Annotated in this window: 11 protein-coding genes; 9 read left to right on the top strand and 2 right to left on the bottom strand. The window is 67.1% G+C overall.

The window, feature by feature from the left end:
- Positions 1–26 precede the first annotated feature (26 nt).
- Positions 27–3,146 carry a discoidin domain-containing protein gene (locus ABE422_RS00360; protein ID WP_346482211.1) on the top strand — a complete coding sequence of 1,040 codons (3,120 nt, stop codon included), beginning with the start codon at positions 27–29 and terminating at the stop codon, positions 3,144–3,146.
- 12 nt (positions 3,147–3,158) lie between these two features.
- Here ABE422_RS00360 and ABE422_RS00355 read toward each other — a convergent pair whose 3' ends face one another.
- Positions 3,159–3,794 carry a cupin domain-containing protein gene (locus tag ABE422_RS00355; RefSeq protein ID WP_070427228.1) on the bottom strand — a complete coding sequence of 212 codons (636 nt, stop codon included), beginning with the start codon at positions 3,792–3,794 and terminating at the stop codon, positions 3,159–3,161.
- Between the two features lie 389 nt (positions 3,795–4,183).
- Between ABE422_RS00355 and ABE422_RS00350 the strand changes: the two genes are divergently transcribed.
- From ABE422_RS00350 to ABE422_RS00315, 8 genes are all read left to right on the top strand, one after another.
- Positions 4,184–6,058 carry a serine hydrolase domain-containing protein gene (locus ABE422_RS00350; RefSeq protein ID WP_346482210.1) on the top strand — a complete coding sequence of 625 codons (1,875 nt, stop codon included), beginning with the start codon at positions 4,184–4,186 and terminating at the stop codon, positions 6,056–6,058.
- A 33-nt stretch (positions 6,059–6,091) separates the two neighbouring features.
- Complete coding sequence (locus ABE422_RS00345; protein ID WP_346463102.1) at positions 6,092–7,090, top strand: dipeptide epimerase; 999 nt, start codon at positions 6,092–6,094, stop codon at positions 7,088–7,090.
- Positions 7,087–9,087 carry a serine hydrolase domain-containing protein gene (locus ABE422_RS00340; protein WP_346482209.1) on the top strand — a complete coding sequence of 667 codons (2,001 nt, stop codon included), beginning with the start codon at positions 7,087–7,089 and terminating at the stop codon, positions 9,085–9,087. The genes ABE422_RS00345 and ABE422_RS00340 overlap by 4 nt, the downstream gene beginning before the upstream one ends.
- Positions 9,088–9,106: 19 nt before the next feature.
- Complete coding sequence (locus ABE422_RS00335) at positions 9,107–10,438, top strand: peptide MFS transporter (RefSeq protein WP_313212691.1); 1,332 nt, start codon at positions 9,107–9,109, stop codon at positions 10,436–10,438.
- A gap of 514 nt (positions 10,439–10,952) precedes the next feature.
- On the top strand, positions 10,953–13,160 hold the full coding sequence (locus ABE422_RS00330; protein WP_346482208.1) for a TonB-dependent receptor: 2,208 nt from the start codon (positions 10,953–10,955) through the stop codon (positions 13,158–13,160).
- A 192-nt stretch (positions 13,161–13,352) separates the two neighbouring features.
- On the top strand, positions 13,353–14,396 hold the full coding sequence (locus ABE422_RS00325; RefSeq protein ID WP_313212689.1) for a DUF1611 domain-containing protein: 1,044 nt from the start codon (positions 13,353–13,355) through the stop codon (positions 14,394–14,396).
- Positions 14,393–15,397, top strand: coding sequence for a class A beta-lactamase (gene bla, locus ABE422_RS00320; RefSeq protein ID WP_313212688.1), 1,005 nt, complete (start codon positions 14,393–14,395; stop codon positions 15,395–15,397). Before ABE422_RS00325 ends, bla begins: the two co-directional genes overlap by 4 nt.
- Entirely contained in the window at positions 15,394–16,590 is a 1,197-nt protein-coding gene (locus ABE422_RS00315; protein WP_346482207.1) for a hypothetical protein, read from the top strand. The genes bla and ABE422_RS00315 overlap by 4 nt, the downstream gene beginning before the upstream one ends.
- On the opposite strand, the gene ABE422_RS00310 is transcribed toward ABE422_RS00315, so the two are convergent.
- Entirely contained in the window at positions 16,560–17,471 is a 912-nt protein-coding gene (locus ABE422_RS00310) for a LysR substrate-binding domain-containing protein (protein WP_313212686.1), read from the bottom strand. The two genes, ABE422_RS00315 and ABE422_RS00310, sit on opposite strands and share 31 nt — an antisense overlap.
- Between the last annotated feature and the right edge of the window lie 258 nt (positions 17,472–17,729).

Below are 17,729 nucleotides of genomic sequence, written 5' to 3'. Positions count from 1 at the left end.
GGTCGTTTCAGATCAGGAGCACGTTGATGGGGCTGCATGCTGACCGTTCGACTGTTGTGCACCGGCCGCGCCGCGTCATGGCCGCTACCCTGCTCTTCTCTGCGCTCGCGCTGAGCTTCGGCGCTGCCGCCCAGACCCTGCCGCCGCGCAGCCAGTGGCAGGCCAGCAGTTCCTCGCAGCAGGTCTCGGCGATGGCGGTCAGCCACCTGATCGATGGCGACCCGAAGACGGTGACCGGCGGCGCCTTCAGCCCCGGGCACTGGTTCCAGGTGGACCTGGGCACGCCGAGCACGCTCAGCGGCGCGCAGATCACCTGGGACGTTTCCAATCCCGAGGGCTACAGCCTGCAGACCTCGCTGGACGGCCAGCAGTGGCAGCCGGCTTACACCATGCGCGATTCGCTCGGCGGTATCGAGACGCTTTACTTCGCGCCGCGCCAGGCCCGCTACCTTCGTCTGGCGAGCCCGGAGCGCACGTCGGACTGGGGCGTGTCGATCTTCGAACTGGAGCCGTTGGACAGCACCATCAGTGCGCGCGTGGCCGGGGTGGACGCAGCCCAGGCCGCGGCGCTGTGGCAAGGCGGCAGCGCGGTCACGATTCCACGTGGCAAGGACGGTACGCACACGCTTGAGATCACCTTGCCGCGTGCCGTGGCTACCACCGGCCTGGCCGTGGAGTGGACAGGCGCGCATGGCGCCGCACGGCTGCAGGCGCGTGATGCGCAGGGCAGTTGGATGGAGCTTGCGCGCGATCCGCAGGCCGGTTCACGCCAGCAGAGCTGGCTGGCCGGCACTGCGGCGGTGAGCGCCACGGCGCTGCGGCTGACGGTGGAGGGCGACGCGCCACAGGTCGACCGCCTGCGCCTGCTGGGGCCGAAGGCGGTGATGACGCCCATGAAGCGTTACCAGATTGCCGCCAGTGGCGCGCAGCGCGCGTTGTTCCCGGCCTCGCTGCACCTGCAGCAGACCTACTGGACCGCAGTCGGCATCCATGCCGGCCGGCAGAAATCGATTTTTGACGAGTACGGCAACATCGAGGCCTTCAAGGGCGCGCCGCTGGTGCAGCCGATCTGGCGCAATGCCGACGGTGTTGCCGCAGGCGCCGCCGACCAACCGGTGCAGCACGCACTGCGCGACGACTGGAAGCCGATGCCCTCGGCGACGTGGTCGCCACAACCCGGGCTTGAACTGCAGAGCGAGGCATTCGCCGTCGAGCTCGATGGCCAGCCGGTCACCTTCATGCGTCACCGCCTGCGCAACACCGGCAGTGCGCCCGTCGACGGCACCCTGACCCTGGCGGTGCGGCCGATGCAGATGAATCCGCCGTGGCAGAACGGTGGCCTCTCACCGATCCGCGAGGTCGCCATCGAAGGGCAACGTGTGCGCATCAACGGTCGCGCCCTTCTCCAATCGCTGACGCCGGTGGATGCGGCCGGTGCGGCACCGTTCGGCCCGGACGGCAGCAGCGAGATCACCGCGGCGATCGCCAGCGGCACCTTGCCCGCCGCCATGCAGGCACGCGATGCCGATGGCCTGGCCTCCGCGGCGCTGGCCTACCGCGTGCAGCTTGCGCCCGGTGCCAGCCACTCGGTGGTGGTCGCCTTCCCGCTCGGCACCGCGGCAGCAGCCAAAGACGGCTCCCTGCCGGATGCGCCCGCGCTGGGTCTCTCCGGCATACCCCGTGCACCCGATGCCGCGTACGACGCGCTGGCCAAACGTGCGTCGGACGACTGGCAGGCGCGCCTGGGCCAGGTCGGCCTGCGCCTGCCTGATCCCTCATTGGTGGACATGCTGCGCGCGCAGGCCGCTTACATGCTGATCAACCAGACCGGCCCGGCGATGCAGCCCGGCCCGCGCAACTACAACCGCTCCTTCATCCGTGACGGCATGGCCACCTCGGCGGTGCTGCTGCGCATGGGCGAATCCCAGGTCGCCCGCGATTACCTGGCCTGGTACAGCGAGCACGGTGTACACGCCAATGGGCTGGTCTCGCCGATCCTCAACGACGATGGCAGCGTCAACACCGGCTTCGGCTCGGATATCGAGTACGACAGCCAAGGCCAGTACATCAGTCTGGTCGCCGACGTCGCGCGGCTGGATGGCGGCCCGGAATCGGTGCGCCCCTACCTGCCCAAGGTGAAAGCAGCGATGCGCTTCCTGCAGGAACTGCGCGAGCGCACGCTGGTGCCGGGCTACATGGCCAGCCAGCCCGCGCCCGAACGCTTCGCCGGCATCCTGGCGCCATCGATCAGCCACGAGGGCTACCCGTCGCCCACGCACAGCTACTGGGACGACTACTGGGGCCTGAAGGGCTGGCATGACGGCGCGTGGTTGGCCGAATCCCTCGGCGATCACGAAACCGCCGCATGGGCGCGCGAACAGTACGCAGCCCTGCACGATGCGCTGGCTGCTTCGATCCGCGCCACGATGGCGTGGAAGGGCATCGACTTCATTCCCTCTTCGGCCGACCTTGGCGATGGCGACCCGACCGGTGTGTCGATCGCGCTCGACCCGACCGGCGCACAGGATGTGCTGCCGGCGGAGGCACTGCGCACCACGTTCGCGCGGTATCTGCAGGATGTGCGCAAGCGCGGCGAGCCGGGCGCGTTGTACGCCTACACGCCGTATGAAATCCGCAACGTGCTGAGCTACGTGCACCTGGACCAGCCCGAGGCGGCCGACGAACTGCTGCAGGGCCTGCTGCACGACCGCCGCCCGCTGGAATGGCAGGTACTGGCCGAGGTGGTGCACTCGCGGCTGCGCTTTCCGCGCTACCTCGGCGACATGCCGCATACCTGGATCGGTGCCGAATACGGGCGCACGCTGTTCGGGATGCTGATGCGCGAAGACGATGACGCACTGTCACTGCTGCCGGGCACCCCGCCGTCATGGCTGGTCGGCGATGGGCTGGCCGTGGATCGCCTGCCGACCGCCTATGGCACCTTGGCGCTGCAGGCCCGGCAGCGCGACGGAGCGCTGCAGGTCACGCTGGGCAAGGGACTGCGCAAGGACACCGCGGTGCGCGTGTGGTGGCCGAGCCGGACACGCCCGACGTCCGTGCGGGTGGATGGGCGCAGGCTCACTGACTACGACGCACGCGGTGTACTGCTCACGCAGCCGTTCCGCCGGCTGGAGGCGACGTGGTGAGACTGGGGAACGTCAGACCCCGCCCTCCTGCTCATGCAGGGTGATCAGCGATTCCATCAGATCCTCGTCCGCGCTGGCACAGACGGCCAGCAGCACCGCTTCCTCGCAGCCGGTATCGACGATGTAGGCGTGGCCCATCTGGCTGTCGATGTAGATGCCCTGCCCGGTCTCCAGCACCACAGGATCGTAGAACTCGGTGTGAACCTGGATGCGGCCTTCGATCACATGCACGTACTCCTCGCCCGGGTGGCGGACCAGTTCACCGAACTCGGCGGTGGTCTTGGCCCGCACCTTGGTGAGGATCGGGATCATCCGCTTGCGCCGCAGTTCGGTGCACAGGTAGTAGTAATCGTAGTTGTCGGTCTGCACCCGCAGCGCTTTGTCGAGCGAGCCGAGGCTGCGCCGCGCGGTGACCGGCTTGGGCGCGCTGTCGGTCTCCGGCTCGGAGAACAGCTCGGACATGCGCAGGTTCAAGCGCTGGGACAGGTGCTGCAGCTTGTCGTAGGTCAAGGTCAAGCGGTCATGCTCGATCTTGGACAGCGTGGACAGCGGAATTTCGGTGTGCTCGCTCATTTCCTTGAGCGTCCATCCCTGGCGGGTGCGCAGACCGCGCAGCAGGGTTCCGAGCGTCGGGCTTTTGGGGCTCATCGACAGGACCTTTGGGCTATTGCTGGTGAAGTTGCCGATACGATACTACGTAGAGATGAATGCCATCCTGATCAGGATGCTTTCTTGTCGCGTTCGCCGCGTTAAGCGCTTCTCTGCGCCCTGAAAACGTTCTCAATGGTCAAAAAACGGCCTGCGCTGGGCATCCAATCGTCACATTCAGCCCGGTTTGCGCGATCCAATCGCGATCACGCGCATTTGACATTTCTCTGATCAGGAATATTGTTGTCTGATTGAGATGGTTTGAAGGGGATCGTCACATGCGTGCGTTGTCAGGGCTTGTCGGCTTGTGCTGTGGGCTGTTGCTGTCTTTCCAGGCCGACGCACAGCGGCCATCCTCCCCACCCCAGGCGGCCACACCGCCTGCCGGCGTGGATTCCGTTGCCCGGCTGACCGCCGACGATGCGACCACCTGGCTGGATGGCTTCATGCCGTATGCCATCGCGCGCGGCGATATCGCCGGTGCGGTGGTCACCGTGGTCAAGGACGGCAAGATCCTGGTCCGCCGCGGCTACGGCGTCTCCGATGTGGCCAAGCAGACGCCGGTGGATCCGGACCGCACGCTGTTCCGGATGGCCTCGGTCTCCAAGCTGATGACCTGGACCGCGGTGATGCAGCTGGTGGAAGCGGGCAAGCTGGATCTGGACGCGGACATCAACCAGTACCTGGATTTCAAGGTGCCCGAACGCGGCCTGCCGATCACGCTGCGCCAGCTGATGACGCATACCGGCGGCTTCGAGGCCAACATCAAGTACATGTGGACCAGCGAGGCCGTGGCCGAAGCCGGTGGCATTGAACTGGGGCCGTACCTCAAGCGCCGCGTGCCGGCGCAGATCTTCGCGCCCGGTACCGTGCCCGCGTACTCGAACTACGGCACCAGCCTGGCCGGCTACATCGTCGAGCGCGTGTCGGGCCAGCCCTTCGCCGAGTATGTCGAGCAGCACATCTTCGTGCCGCTGCAGATGCAGCACGCCAGCTTCCGCCAGCCGTTGCCGCCGGCGCTGCGCGCCCTGGTCACCAAGGGCTATGCCCTCGGCTCGGGCAAGCCGCGTGAGTTCGAAGTGACCCCGTCCGCGCCGGCCGGCGCCCTCTCGGCCACCGGCAGCGACATGGCGCGCTTCATGATCGCGCACCTCAGTGCGGCCGGCGGTCACGACACCGCCATCCTGAAGGCCGCGACCAGCCAGCTGATGCTGACCCCGCAGACCCGCTTCGCGCCGCCACTGAACACCATGGCGCTCGGCTTCTACGAGATCGATGTCAACGGCCAGCGCGTGGTGTCACACGCCGGTGACACCTACTCGTTCCACTCACAGCTGTTCCTGTTCCGCGATCACGATGTCGGCCTGTTCGTCTCGCTCAACAGCGCCGGCGCCAATGGCATCACCGGCCCGATCCGGCGTGAACTGCTGGAAAACTTCGCTGACCGCTACTTCCCGGCGGGCACCGCGGCCCCGGCAGCGGCCGTCGACGCGGCGCTGGCCAAGGCGCAGGCCCGCCAGCTGGCCGCACCGAGCTATCTCGATTCGCGTCGCGCCGAGACCGGCATCGGCCGCACCGGCATCCTCACCCAGACGCGCCTGGAAGCCCTCGACGATGGCAGCCTGCGCTTGCCGCGCCTGAAGCAGCCCAACGGGCAGCCGACCACCTTCAAGCCGATCGGACCGTGGCTGTGGCAGGCGAACAACAGCGAACTGCGCTTGGCCGCCATCCTCAAGGACGGCAAGCCGGTCGGCTTCGCGGTGGATTCCTCCTCCCCGTTCAACGTGTTCCTGGTCGCGGAAGGCTTCCGCTCGGCGCTGTGGCTCAAGCCGTTGCTGACCGCTGCGGTGGCGGTGTTGGCACTGGCCGCGCTGGCGTGGCCGATCGCCGCGTTCGTCCGCCGCCGCCATGGTCGCGTGCTGGGCTGGCCGCGCAGCACCGTGCTGGCCTATCGCCTGAGCCGCGCCGCCTGCTGGCTCCTGCTGCTGGTGCCTGCCGCCGCGATGGCCGTGATGGCCTGGGCGTCGGCCGATTTCGCGCGCCTGGATGATCGTCTGGATCCGGCGGTGATCGGGCTGGGCATCGCCACGGTGATCGCGATCATCGGCGGAATCGGCGCAACGGCCTGGAACCTGGTGCAGACGGTCCGCGCTGGACGCGGCTGGCTGGCGCGCCTGTGGGCCGCGCTGCTGCTGCTGTCGGCCTGCGTGCTCGCTTACGCCCTGGTCCTGATGGGCCTGGCCGACTTCGCTCTCAACTACTGACCCATGGCCCCGCCGTGGGGCTGGAGACATCCTGTGAAACTGACCCTGCAGATCGACTCGCTTGCGTTGCTGGCCCCGTTCCGGATCAGCGGTTACGTGTTCGAAAACGCGCCGGTGCTGCGCGTGGAACTGGAAGAGGACGGCCATCGCGGCCGTGGCGAAGCCAGCGGCGTGTACTACTTCAATGACACGCCCGAGCAGATGCTGGCCACGCTGGAACTGCTGCGTGCGCGGATCGAAGCCGGCATCACCCGCGCCGAACTGCAGCAGCTGCTGCCCCGCGGCGGTGCGCGCAACGCGCTGGACTGCGCGCTATGGGATCTGGAAGCAAGCCGCACCGGCAAGCATGCCTGGGCGCTGGCCGGACTCTCACAGACCCGGCCGCTGCTGACCACCTGGACGCTGGGCGCCGATGACCCGGCGACGATGCAGTCGATCGCCACCGGACGCTATGCGCCGGCCAAGGCACTCAAGCTCAAGCTCAGCGGTGACCTGGATATCGACATCGAGCGCGTGCGCGCGGTGCGCAAGGTGCGCCCGGAGGTGTGGATGGGCGTGGACGCCAACCAGGGCTACAGCGTGGATGTGCTCGATGCGCTGATTCCGGTGCTGCTGGAGAACGACATCAAGCTGCTGGAACAGCCGCTGCCGCGCGGTCGCGAAGCCGAGCTCAAGGGCTTTGCGCGGCCGCTGCCGTTCGCCGCCGACGAAAGCGTGCAGGACGCTTCAGAGATCGAAGCGCTGGCAGGCCTGTTCGACGTCATCAACATCAAGCTCGACAAGGCCGGCGGCCTCACCGAAAGCCTGGCGATGGTCGGCAAGGCGCGCTCGCTGGGCATGCAGGTGATGGTCGGCAACATGATCGGCAGCAGCTGGGCGATGGGCCCGGCCTTCATCGTGGGCCAGCATTGCGACGTGGTGGATCTGGATGGCCCGCTGTTCCTGCGCGACGATCGCGTGCCGGGCCTGCGTTACGACGAGGGCCTGGTGCATTGCCAAGATGCCGTGTGGGGCAAGGGAGTGCAGGCATGAGTCTCTGGCGCCCCCTGATCTGCGGCCTGCTGCTGGCCTCCACCGCCGCGTTCTCGCCGCTGCATGCGCAGGCACCCACGCCCGTCGCGACACCCGCCGCACCGGTGGCTGCCGAGACGCCGGACACCCTCACGCCCGCACCGGCCGCCACCGGCACGCTGGATGCGGCCCGTGTCGATACGTTCCTGGATGGCCTGGTGCCCTATCTGATGGCGCAGGGCGATCTCGCCGGCGCCGTGGTCACCGTGGTCGAAAACGGCAAGGTCGTCACCGAGCGCGGCTTTGGTTTCTCCGATGTTGAAAAGCGCACGCCGGTGGATCCCAAGACCACCCTGTTCCGCCCGGGCTCGATCTCCAAGCTGTTCGTCTGGACCGCGGTGATGCAGCTGGTGGAACAGGGCAAGCTGGACCTGGACACCGACATCAACACCTACCTGGACATCAAGGTCCCGGCCAAGGGTGAGCCGATCACGCTGCGCCAGATCATGACCCACACCAGCGGTCTGGAAGAGCGCATGCGCTACCTGATCGTGCTCGGCCCGGACCATCCGGCCAACCGCGACAACTACCTCAAGGAATGGGTGCCCAACCAGATCTCCGCACCGGGCACCACGCCGGCGTATTCCAACTACGCCACCGGCATCGCCTCGTACATCGTCGAGCGGGTCAGCGGCCAGCGCTTCGAGGACTACGCCAGGCAGCACATCCTGCAGCCGCTGGACATGCAGTACGCCAGCTTCGAACAGAAGCTGCCGGCCGAGCTGCTGCCGCACGCCGCCAAGGGCTATCTGCTGGGCTCGGGCAAAAGCTATCCGGCCGAGAAGAACACCGCGCCGGGCGTGGGCGGTCTGTATGCCTCCGGCTCGGCGATGGCACGTTTCATGATGGCCACGCTCAATCATGGTGAGCTCGACGGCCAGCGCATCATGCGCGCCGAGACCAACGCACAGATGCTGACCCCGCAGCCGGCGATCCTGCCGCATCTGCCGCGCATGGCCCTGGGCTGGATGGCCTCGGACACCGGCGGCTACGACACGCGCTCGCACGGCGGCACGATGCTGTTCTTCTACTCGTGGCTGTGGATGATCCCGGAACGCAACATCGGCGTCTTCGTGTCCACCAACAGCGTGGGGCGTGATGCGGCCGGTTCTGCCCTGCGCGCCCAGGTGTGGGAGCGCTTCGTCGAGAATTTCCTGCCGACCCTGCCGATCGAACGCGCCGGCCCGGGCGTGGATGCTGCCACGGCCCGCGAGCACGCCGCTGCGCTGGCCGGGACGAGCTGGCAGAGCACGCGCCGCTCGGACAGTTCCTATCTGCGCATGCTGACGCTGTTCGCACCGATCCGTGTGCACCCGCAGGATGACGGCACCATCACCGTGGATGGCCAGAAGGGCCTCAACGGCCAGCTGCTGCGCTGGCGCGAGGTGTCGCCGTGGTTGTGGCAGCAGGAAAACGGCCGCGGCCTGTTGGAAGTGAAGGTCAAGGACGGCCGGCCGGTGTACTTCTCCGGTGGCCCGTTCGCCTCGGTGTTCGGCTTTGAACCGATTCCGGGCTGGCGTTCGCCGGCGTGGCTGCGCCCGGCGCTGTTCGTCGCGCTCGGGTTGCTGACGCTGTCGGCCGTGCTGCGCACCGGGGGCGTGTTCGTGCGCCGCTACTACCGTGTCGGCGCGCCGGCAGAACGCCGCGGCCTGCGCTGGCTGCAGACGCTGTCGATCACCACGCAGCTGGGCACCGTCGTCGCCTGGGCGCTGTATGTGAAATCGATCGCTGGCCCGGGCGCGATCTCGTCGTACACCAACGGCCCATTGATCCTGGTGCAGGCGCTGTCGTGGCTGAGCGTGTTCGCCGCCGTGGCCCTGGTGTGGGTGGCGGTCCGTGCGCCGGCCAGCTGGCCGCGTGTGCGCCGCCATGGTGCTTGGGTGGTCGCACTGGCAGGCGTGGTGGTGGCGTTCGTCGCCATTACCCAGCGCCTGATCAGCACCGGTCTGCAGCTCTGACCTACGGACGCCCTGCCCGATGACCCTCGATGCACCGCGCAAGGCCTGGTTCGGGCAACCGCCAGGCCTGACCATCCTGTTCCTCACCGAGATGTGGGAGAAGTTCTCCTATTACGGCATGCGGGCGCTGCTGGTCTATTACATGACCAAGCAGCTGCTGTTCTCGCAGGAACAGGCCTCGATGGTCTACGGCCTGTACACGGCGCTGGCCTACCTCAGCCCGGTGTTCGGCGGCATGCTCGCCGATCGCTGGCTGGGCAAGCGGCGGGCCGTGATCCTGGGCGGCGCGATCATGGCGTTCGGCCACTTCCTGATGGCCTTCGATGCACTGCTGTATCCGGCATTGCTGGCGATCGTGCTCGGCAACGGGCTGTTCCTGCCGACCTTGCCCGGCCAGGTCGGCGATCTGTACCAGCGCGATGATCCGCGCCGTGGCTCGGCGTTCAATGTGTACTACGTGGGCATCAACCTCGGTGCGTTTCTCGCCCCGCTGATCTGCGGCACGCTGGGTGAGGTGTATGGCTGGCACGTTGGCTTCTCCGCGGCCGGCATCGGCATGCTGCTCGGCCTGGTGATCTACATCACCGGCCGCCGCCATCTGCCGCCGGATCCGCCGCGCAGCGAGCGCGCCACGCTGCCCTTCTCCGCCCTGTGGCAGCCAGCCTACCGCCCGCTGCTGCAGGTGATGGCGATGATTGCCGGCTTGATCGTGGTGTTCCGCCTGGCCTACGAGCAGATCGGCAACACCATCGCGATCTGGCTCGATACCGGCGTGGACCGCGTGCTCACCGCCGATTTCACCCTGCCGATGACCTGGTTCTTCTCGCTCAATCCGCTGCTGGTGTTCCTGATCACGCCGATGCTGGTGCAGCACTGGACCCGCCAGGCCCGCAACGGCCGCGAGCCGGCCGCACTGACCAAGATGGCGATCGGTGCTGCGGTGGTCGGCCTGTCCTTTGCCCTGGTGGCGATGCTGGGCGGTGAACCGTCGGCCAAGGTGGGCTGGCTGTGGGCCGTCCTGTTCTTTGCGATCTTCACCTTCGGCGAGCTCTTCATCCTGCCGGTGGGACTGGGCCTGTTCGCACGGCTGGCGCCGGTCGGTTTTGGTGCCACGATCATCGCGTTCTGGTTCCTGGCCTCGTTCGGCGGCAATCTGCTGGCCGGCGCGGTCGGCACGCTGTGGTCAACGCTCTCCAGTGCCGTCTTCTTCTCGCTGATGGCCGGCACCTGCATGCTGGTTGCGGTGCTGATGCTGCGCCTGGAGCGACGTGCCCGACCATTGCTCGCCGGCAATGCTGCACCTGCACCACAGCGTGCCGCCGCGGCCGACGGTGCCGTGACGTCGGGTTGAGCCGGCAGCGTTGAGCATCGCGATCGGCCGCAGCGACGATCGCGGCCGATAGCGACCCGTTTCCCGGCGTACGCCCCTGGGACAGATCAGGCCGCCCGGCAACGCCGTTCGGCACCCGCTGAATTGTTGCAGCGCAATAGTCCGCAATGGGACGATGTTTTCTGATTGCGCTTGACATATGCCTGATCAGGCTAAATATTCCTTGCATAGGATTTGTAGGGATGTCGAAATGCCCGATCAGTTTCCGTACGACCCCAGCCGCCGGTATGCCCGCGCGCCCGCACTGACCGCCGGCTTCCGCGCCCATCTCGCCGCTGGCCAGCAACACGGCCTTGCACCTGCCAACGCCCGTTACCTGCCGTTTCCTTCCCCCACGCCCCCTCCCCTTACCGACGTGCCAACCCGGCGCGGCTGCGACAGCGCGCGCGTCCCTACCCCTGCACGGCGGTTACCGCCGTGCACGGCCGTCGTTTTTCCTGCCTGACCCCGTTGCTGATTCCGGAGAGCCCGCCACATGCGCAAGCCGATGAAACGTTCGATCCTCGCCTCCACCGTCACCCTGTGCTGCATGGGCCTTGCCACCGCGGCGATGGCCCAGGATGCCGACGCCGATGGCAGCCGCAGCACACCCGATGTGGTGGAGCTTGATCGCGTGGTGGCGACCGCACAGAAGCGCGCCGAGAACGTGATGGAGGTGGCGGCCGGGGTCAGCGTGATCAGCGAAGAACGTCTCGAGGCGTTCGGCGCCACCCGCCTGAACGACTTCGCCGCCTACGTACCGGGCTTCCAGGTCGACAGCGGCGGCGCACCGGGTCAGACCACGATGGCACTGCGCGGTGTCGCGCCCCTCGGCGGTGGCTCGATCATCGGCACCTACATCGATGACACCCCGATCGGCCCGAGCAGCAACAAGCAGCGCGCGACCACCTATGCACTGGATCTGCTGCCGTATGACATCCAGAGCGTGGAAGTGCTGCGCGGCCCGCAGGGCACGCTGTACGGCGCCAGCTCGATGGGCGGCCTGTTCAAGTACGTCACCAAGGCGGCTGATCCGGATGGTTTCGAGTTCCGCGCCGGCATGGACGTCAATGCCACCAAGGAAGCGGGCGACGTGGGCACTGGCGTGCGCACCTCGTTCAACGTGCCGCTGATCGAAGGCAAGCTGGGCCTGCGCGCCAGCCTTTCGCGCCAGGGCACGCCCGGCTATGTGGATCAACCCGACCTCACCGGCGAGGACGCCAAGGACAGCAACGGCTACTACCAGCTGGCCTCCCGCCTGGCGCTGACCTGGCGCATCAGCGACACCGCCAGCCTGCGCGTGCAGGCGTTGTCGCAGATCGTGGATGCCGACAACTCCAGTGCGGTGGGCTTGACCTATCCCACGCTGGAGCCGATCCGCGGCCCGCTCGAAGGCATCCTCCAGCGCGCCACGCCGTACCGGATGGAAACCGACTACTACTCGGCGATCCTGGACTGGGATCTGGGCAACGTCGATTTCGTCTCCGCCACCAGCTTCTCCGAAACCCGCATGGACGAAGTGCAGGATTCCACGCTGGTCTATGGCGTGGCCTGGCCGCTGCTGACCCCGTACCCGGCCGGCCAGGCCCAGTTCGATGTCTTCCTCGGCACGCGCAAGTGGACCCAGGAGTTCCGCCTGAACTCCAAGGAGAACGAGCGCTTCGAATGGTTGCTTGGCACCTTCTTCACCGGCGAGAAAAACACCAACCGCCAGCAGGTCAGTGCCTACGATGCAAACGGCGCCCCGCTGCCGTTCAACCCCGGTGCCGCCAGCCTGCCCGGCACCTACGACGAGCAGGCGATCTTCGCCGACGTCACGTATAAGTTCAGCCCACGCTTCGATGTCTCCGCCGGTGTGCGGCACGCGCGCAACCAGCAGGATTTCGAACAGCACAGCACCGGGCTGCTGTACGGCCCGCGGCCGATCGATCTGGCCGACTCCGCCGATGACAGCGTGACCACGTGGAAGCTGGCCTCGCGCTGGCACCTCAACGACAGTTCGATGATCTACGCGCGCTACGCCACCGGCTATCGCCCGGGTGGACCGAACGTATCGACCTCCGGCGTGGTGCCGATGACCAAGGCCGACACGCTGGACAACCTCGAGCTCGGCTTCAAATCGCACTTCTGGGACCGCCGCGCGATGATCGACCTGGCGCTGTTCCGGATCGACTGGGACGACATCCAGGTGCGCGTTTCCGAGAACGGCCTGAGCTGGATGGGCAACGCCGGCAGCGCGCGCAGCCAGGGGGCGGAACTGAGCTTCATGGTCCGCCCGGCCGAGCGCCTGACGATCGGCCTCAATGCCGCCTACATCGATTCGAAGATCGGTGATGTACCGCCGTCCAGCGGACTGGTGTCCGGCAGCCGGATGCCGATGACGCCGCGCCTGAGCTGGTCGAGCACGATCGACTACGACTTCGATGTGAGCGACCAGTGGCAGGGCCGGGTCGGCGCCGGCTACCGGGTCACCGGCGAGCGCGTGGCCGGCGCGTACGACATCGACAGCTACAACGCGCTGGACCTGCATGCCGAGCTGACCAACATGACCTGGACGGTCCGCCTGTACGCCCGCAATGCCACCGACGAGCGTGCCTACGTCTCCACCGGCTCGGTGCGGGACGCGCTCAACCGCTACGTCGCGGTGACCGGCGTGCCGCTGCAGCCCCGCACGATCGGCATGTCGATCGACTATCGCTACTGAGTGCCGTAGCGCCGTGCCCGGTGTTGCGCACGCCGTCGCCGGGCCCACCGTCGGAAGAGACTAAAGGATTATCCTGATTGGGTTGCATATTCCCTGATTAGGACTTATACAGATCCAACCAGGTCTAACAACTGCGAGCCCCTCGTCGTGAATGCCTCCCCTCTCTTCTCTCCGCCGACTACTGGATCCCTCATGAGCGCAACGCCCACCGCTGCCGTACAGGCTCTCGCCGCCCTCCCCCAGCCGTACCTGCTGTTCCTGGGCGATACCACCGAAGCGGGCTTCGCCAAGACCGCGATCGGCCTGCACGACTGGGCGCCGGAAGTGTGCGTGGCCGAGTGGAGCCTGCCCGGCTGCCCGATCACCACCGGCCTGCCGAGCATGACCCCCGCGCAGGCGCGCGCCGCCGGTGCCCGTGCGATGGTGATCGGCGTGGCCAACGGCGGTGGGGTGATTCCCTCGCAGTGGCTGCCGGCGCTGGTGGACGCACTGGAAAACGGCCTGGACCTGGTCAGTGGCATGCACCAGAAGCTGGATGACATTCCGGAACTGGCTGCCGCGGCCGAACGCCACGGACGCGAGCTGATCAACGTGCGCGTGCCGCCGCGCGGCATCCCGGTTGGCAACGGCCGCAAGCGCACCGGCAAGCGCGTGCTGACCGTCGGCACGGACTGCGCGCTGGGCAAGAAATACACCGCGCTGGCGCTGGCACGCGGCCTGCGTGGACTCGGCGTGGATGCCGACTTCCGTGCCAGCGGCCAGACCGGCATCCTGATCGCCGGCAGCGGCATTCCGATGGACGCGGTGGTCGCCGATTTCTCGGCCGGTGCCGCCGAACTGCTCAGCCCGAATGCGGCCGACAATCACTGGGATGTCATCGAAGGCCAGGGTTCGCTGTTCCATCCCGCCTACGCCGGCGTCAGCCTCGGTCTGCTGCATGGCAGCCAGCCGGATGTGTTCGTGGTCTGCCACCAGCCGGGGCGCAAGCACGTGCTGGGGTATCCGGACTATCCGCTGCCCTCCATCGAAGAGGTGATCGCGTTGACCGTACAGCTGGGACGCCGTACCAATCCTGATATCCGCTGCGTCGGCGTCAGTCTCAACACCCATGGCATGACCGAGGCCGCGGCATCGGCCGCCTGTGCCGAGGTCAGCGCGCGTCTTGGTCTGCCGGTGGCCGACCCGATGCGGCAAGATGGGGAATTCAACCGTTTGCTGGAGGCCTGCATCGCATGAAGATGACATCCCGTACCTTGAGCCTGTGCGTTGCCGCGTTGCTGGGCCTGAGTCCGCTCGCCGCGTTCAGCGCCAGCAAGACCAGCCCGGTGGAAACCGAAGTCGCGCGCCTGGCTACCCTGGTCGACGGCAAGGTGGGTGTCTCGGCGTGGCGCCTGGATGGCAAGGGGGCGCAGGTCCATCTCAATCCCGACGAAGCATTCCCGATGGCCAGCACGTTCAAGGTCGCCGTGGCGGCCGTGATCCTGACCAAGGTCGATGCCGGCGAACTGGCGTTGACCACGATGGTGCCGGTGCCGAAATCGTTCTATGTCGATTCGGAAGTGATCGCCGATCGTTTCATCCACGACGGCGTGAGCCTGTCGGTGCACAACCTGCTGGAGGTCATGCTGACCCAGAGCGACAACACCGCCACCGACGTGCTGGTGGCGCAGGCTGGCGGGCCGGCTGCGGTCACTGCCTGGCTGCGCGCGCAGGGCATTGAAGGCCAGCGCCTGGATCGCAACACCCGGCAGCTGCTCAGCGATATCTTCGGCCTCGGTGACGAGCCGCTGACCAAGGAGCGCGTGGCCGAACTGACCCTCGACCCCGAGGTCGTCAAGCGCACCAAATCCGGCAATGAAGCCTTCGACAAGGATCCGCGCGACACCTCCACGCCGCGGGCGATGTCGACCCTGCTGACCCAGCTGTTCACCGGCAAGGCGCTGAGTCCGGCCAGCACCGAGGTGCTGGTGCAGATCATGGAACGTTGCCGCACCTGCAGTGCACGCCTGCGGGGCAGCCTGCCGCCGGGCACCAAGGTGGCCGACAAGAGCGGCACCGTGGCCGGCACCGTCAACGATGTGGGCGTGGTCACCCTGCCCGATGGCAGCCAGTTCGCGATCTCCGTGTTCGTCAAAGCCAGCAATGCCCCGCGCAGCGAACGTGAGCGTGTGATCGCCGAGATCGCCCGCACCGTGCGTGACTTCTACCTGCTGCAGCCCACGGCCGCCCGCAAGTGACCGCCGCCGCCAGCCGGTTCCAGCGGTATCTGTTGCCCGGTCTGGCGTTCAAGTCGGCCGTGATCGGCGGCGGCTACGCCACCGGCCGTGAGCTGGCGGAGTTTTTCCTGCCCTCGGGCCCCTGGGGCGGCCTGGCGGCGATGGTGTTGTCGATGCTGATCTGGAGCGTGATCTGCATCCTGACGTTCCTGTTGGCACGGGCGATCCGTGCCAACGACTACCGCACCTTCTTCCGGCATCTGCTCGGCCGTGGCTGGTGGACCTTCGAGGTGGCCTACCTGGCGCTGATCGTGGTGGTGCTGGCCGTGTTCGGCGCCGCCGCCGGCGAACTGGCCGCGACCATGTTCGGCTGGCCGCGCATCGTGGGCACCCTGCTGCTGGTGGCGATCATCACCGGCGTGGTGCAGGCCGGCACCAATGCCGTCGAACGTATGTTCAAACTGATGTCGGCCTTCATGTATCTGGTCTACGCCATTGCCGCGTGCCTGATCCTGTACCGCTTCGGTGGCGGCGCGATGGCACAGCTCTCCAACACCCATGAACTGGGCAAGGACTGGGTGCTCAACGGCGTGACCTACGCCGGCTACAACATGTTCGCGGCGGTCTCGATCCTGCTGGTGGTGCGCCACCTGCTGTGCCGACGCGATGCGGTGATCGCAGGCGCCCTGGCCGGCCCGCTGGCGATCCTGCCGGCGATCGTGTTCTACGTCTGCATGATCGCGTTCCTGCCGGACATCGCCGACGCGCCGCTGCCGTCGGACCTCATGCTTGGCCAGCTCGGCCTGCCGTGGTTCCAGCTGTTGTTCCGCCTGATGATCATGGTGGCCCTGGTCGAAACCGGCGTCACCCTGATGGCCTCGGTGGACGGCCGCATCAGCGTCAACTGGAAGGAACGCACCGGTACCGCACCGAAGCGCGGGGTCCGCGTGGCGATCATCGTGGCGATCCTGCTGATGGCCGTGTTCATGGCCGATGGCATCGGCCTGGTCGCACTGATCGCAAAGGGCTACCGACTGCTGGCCTACGCCATCCTGGCCACCTACGTGGTGCCGTTGCTGGCCTATTCGGTGTGGCAGATCTGGTCACGCCGCGGGCAGGCCTTCACCGCGCCCGTGGGTGAACTGCCCGGTCCGCGCCCCGCGCTGGCCGATGCTATCGGCGCTCATCCGCCACAGGCGAAGACCAGGAACTGATGCAGTGCGCGTGCCGGCGCGGACAGGTCTTCGTCCGGGCGCCAGACCAGGCCGACTTCCATCGGCGGCACCGCATCGGTGAGGGTGCGTACGTCGATCCGGCGCCCCTCCAGCGACCACGGTCGATAGACCATGTCCGACAGGATGCTGACCCCGAAGCCGTAGGCGACCATGCCACGCAGCGCTTCCAGCGACGAGGTGCGGAACACCACGTTGGGTTCGCGCCCGACCGAGCGCCAGTAGCGCATCGCCGACTCCTGCCCTTCGTCGACCATCAGCATGATGTACGGGTACGGCTCGACGTCGGCCGGGCTGATCACCGGCAGCTGCAGCAGCGGATGCGACTCGGCCAGCCACAGCTGGCGGCGCGAGCGGATCAGGACCTGGCGCCGCAGCACATAGGGCTCGGCCATGTTGGAGATGATGCACAGCCCGAAATCGAGCTCACCGCTGCTGACGCCCTGTTCGATCGCCGCGCGGTCCATGTCGACCAGATCCACCTCCACCTGCGGGTAGGAGCGCTTGAAGCGCGCCAGCAGGCTCGGCAGGAAATAGCCCAGCACCGTGTAGGAGGCGCCGATCCTCACCCGGCCTGGCAGCGTGTTGGCCAGGAACATCGGCTCGCTGAGCGCGTCCTGCAACGTATCCAGGATGTGCCGCACATGCTGGTGGAAGCGGTGCCCCTCGGCGGTCAATCCGACCCCGTGCGGCATGCGGTCGAACAGCTTCAGCCCCAGCGAGGTTTCCAGCTGGGCGACCGCGGTGGTGATGACCGACTGGGAGACGTGCAGCTTGCGCGCAGCCTGCGAAAACTGCCCCAACTCGGCCGCTTCGGCAAAGTACCGCAGCTGGCGCAGGGTCATGTTGGCGGGGATTTGCATGCACGGGCTCCCACGGAATGAAGATATCTGAATAAACAATACCTCATACGCAATTAAACAAATTTACGATAAGCCGCTGTGCCTCTAGACTTCACACCGGGTGCAATGCGCCATGGCCCCAGCCGCCTTGCAAGCGCTGGCCCTTACCCGCTTCGCGACGAGATCCCGCCCGGATGTCGGCGCGCCAACATCGCCATTACCGTTGCCCCCCGCCTGCGGTATGCCTGTAGCTCCATGACCCAAGCCCAGCGAGGCCCC

This window comes from Stenotrophomonas sp. TWI1151, assembly GCF_039673135.1.
Classification (GTDB): Bacteria; Pseudomonadota; Gammaproteobacteria; order Xanthomonadales; family Xanthomonadaceae; genus Stenotrophomonas.
The sequence above is the reverse complement of the archived record's forward strand: the minus strand, read 5'-3'. Positions and strand labels throughout refer to the sequence as shown.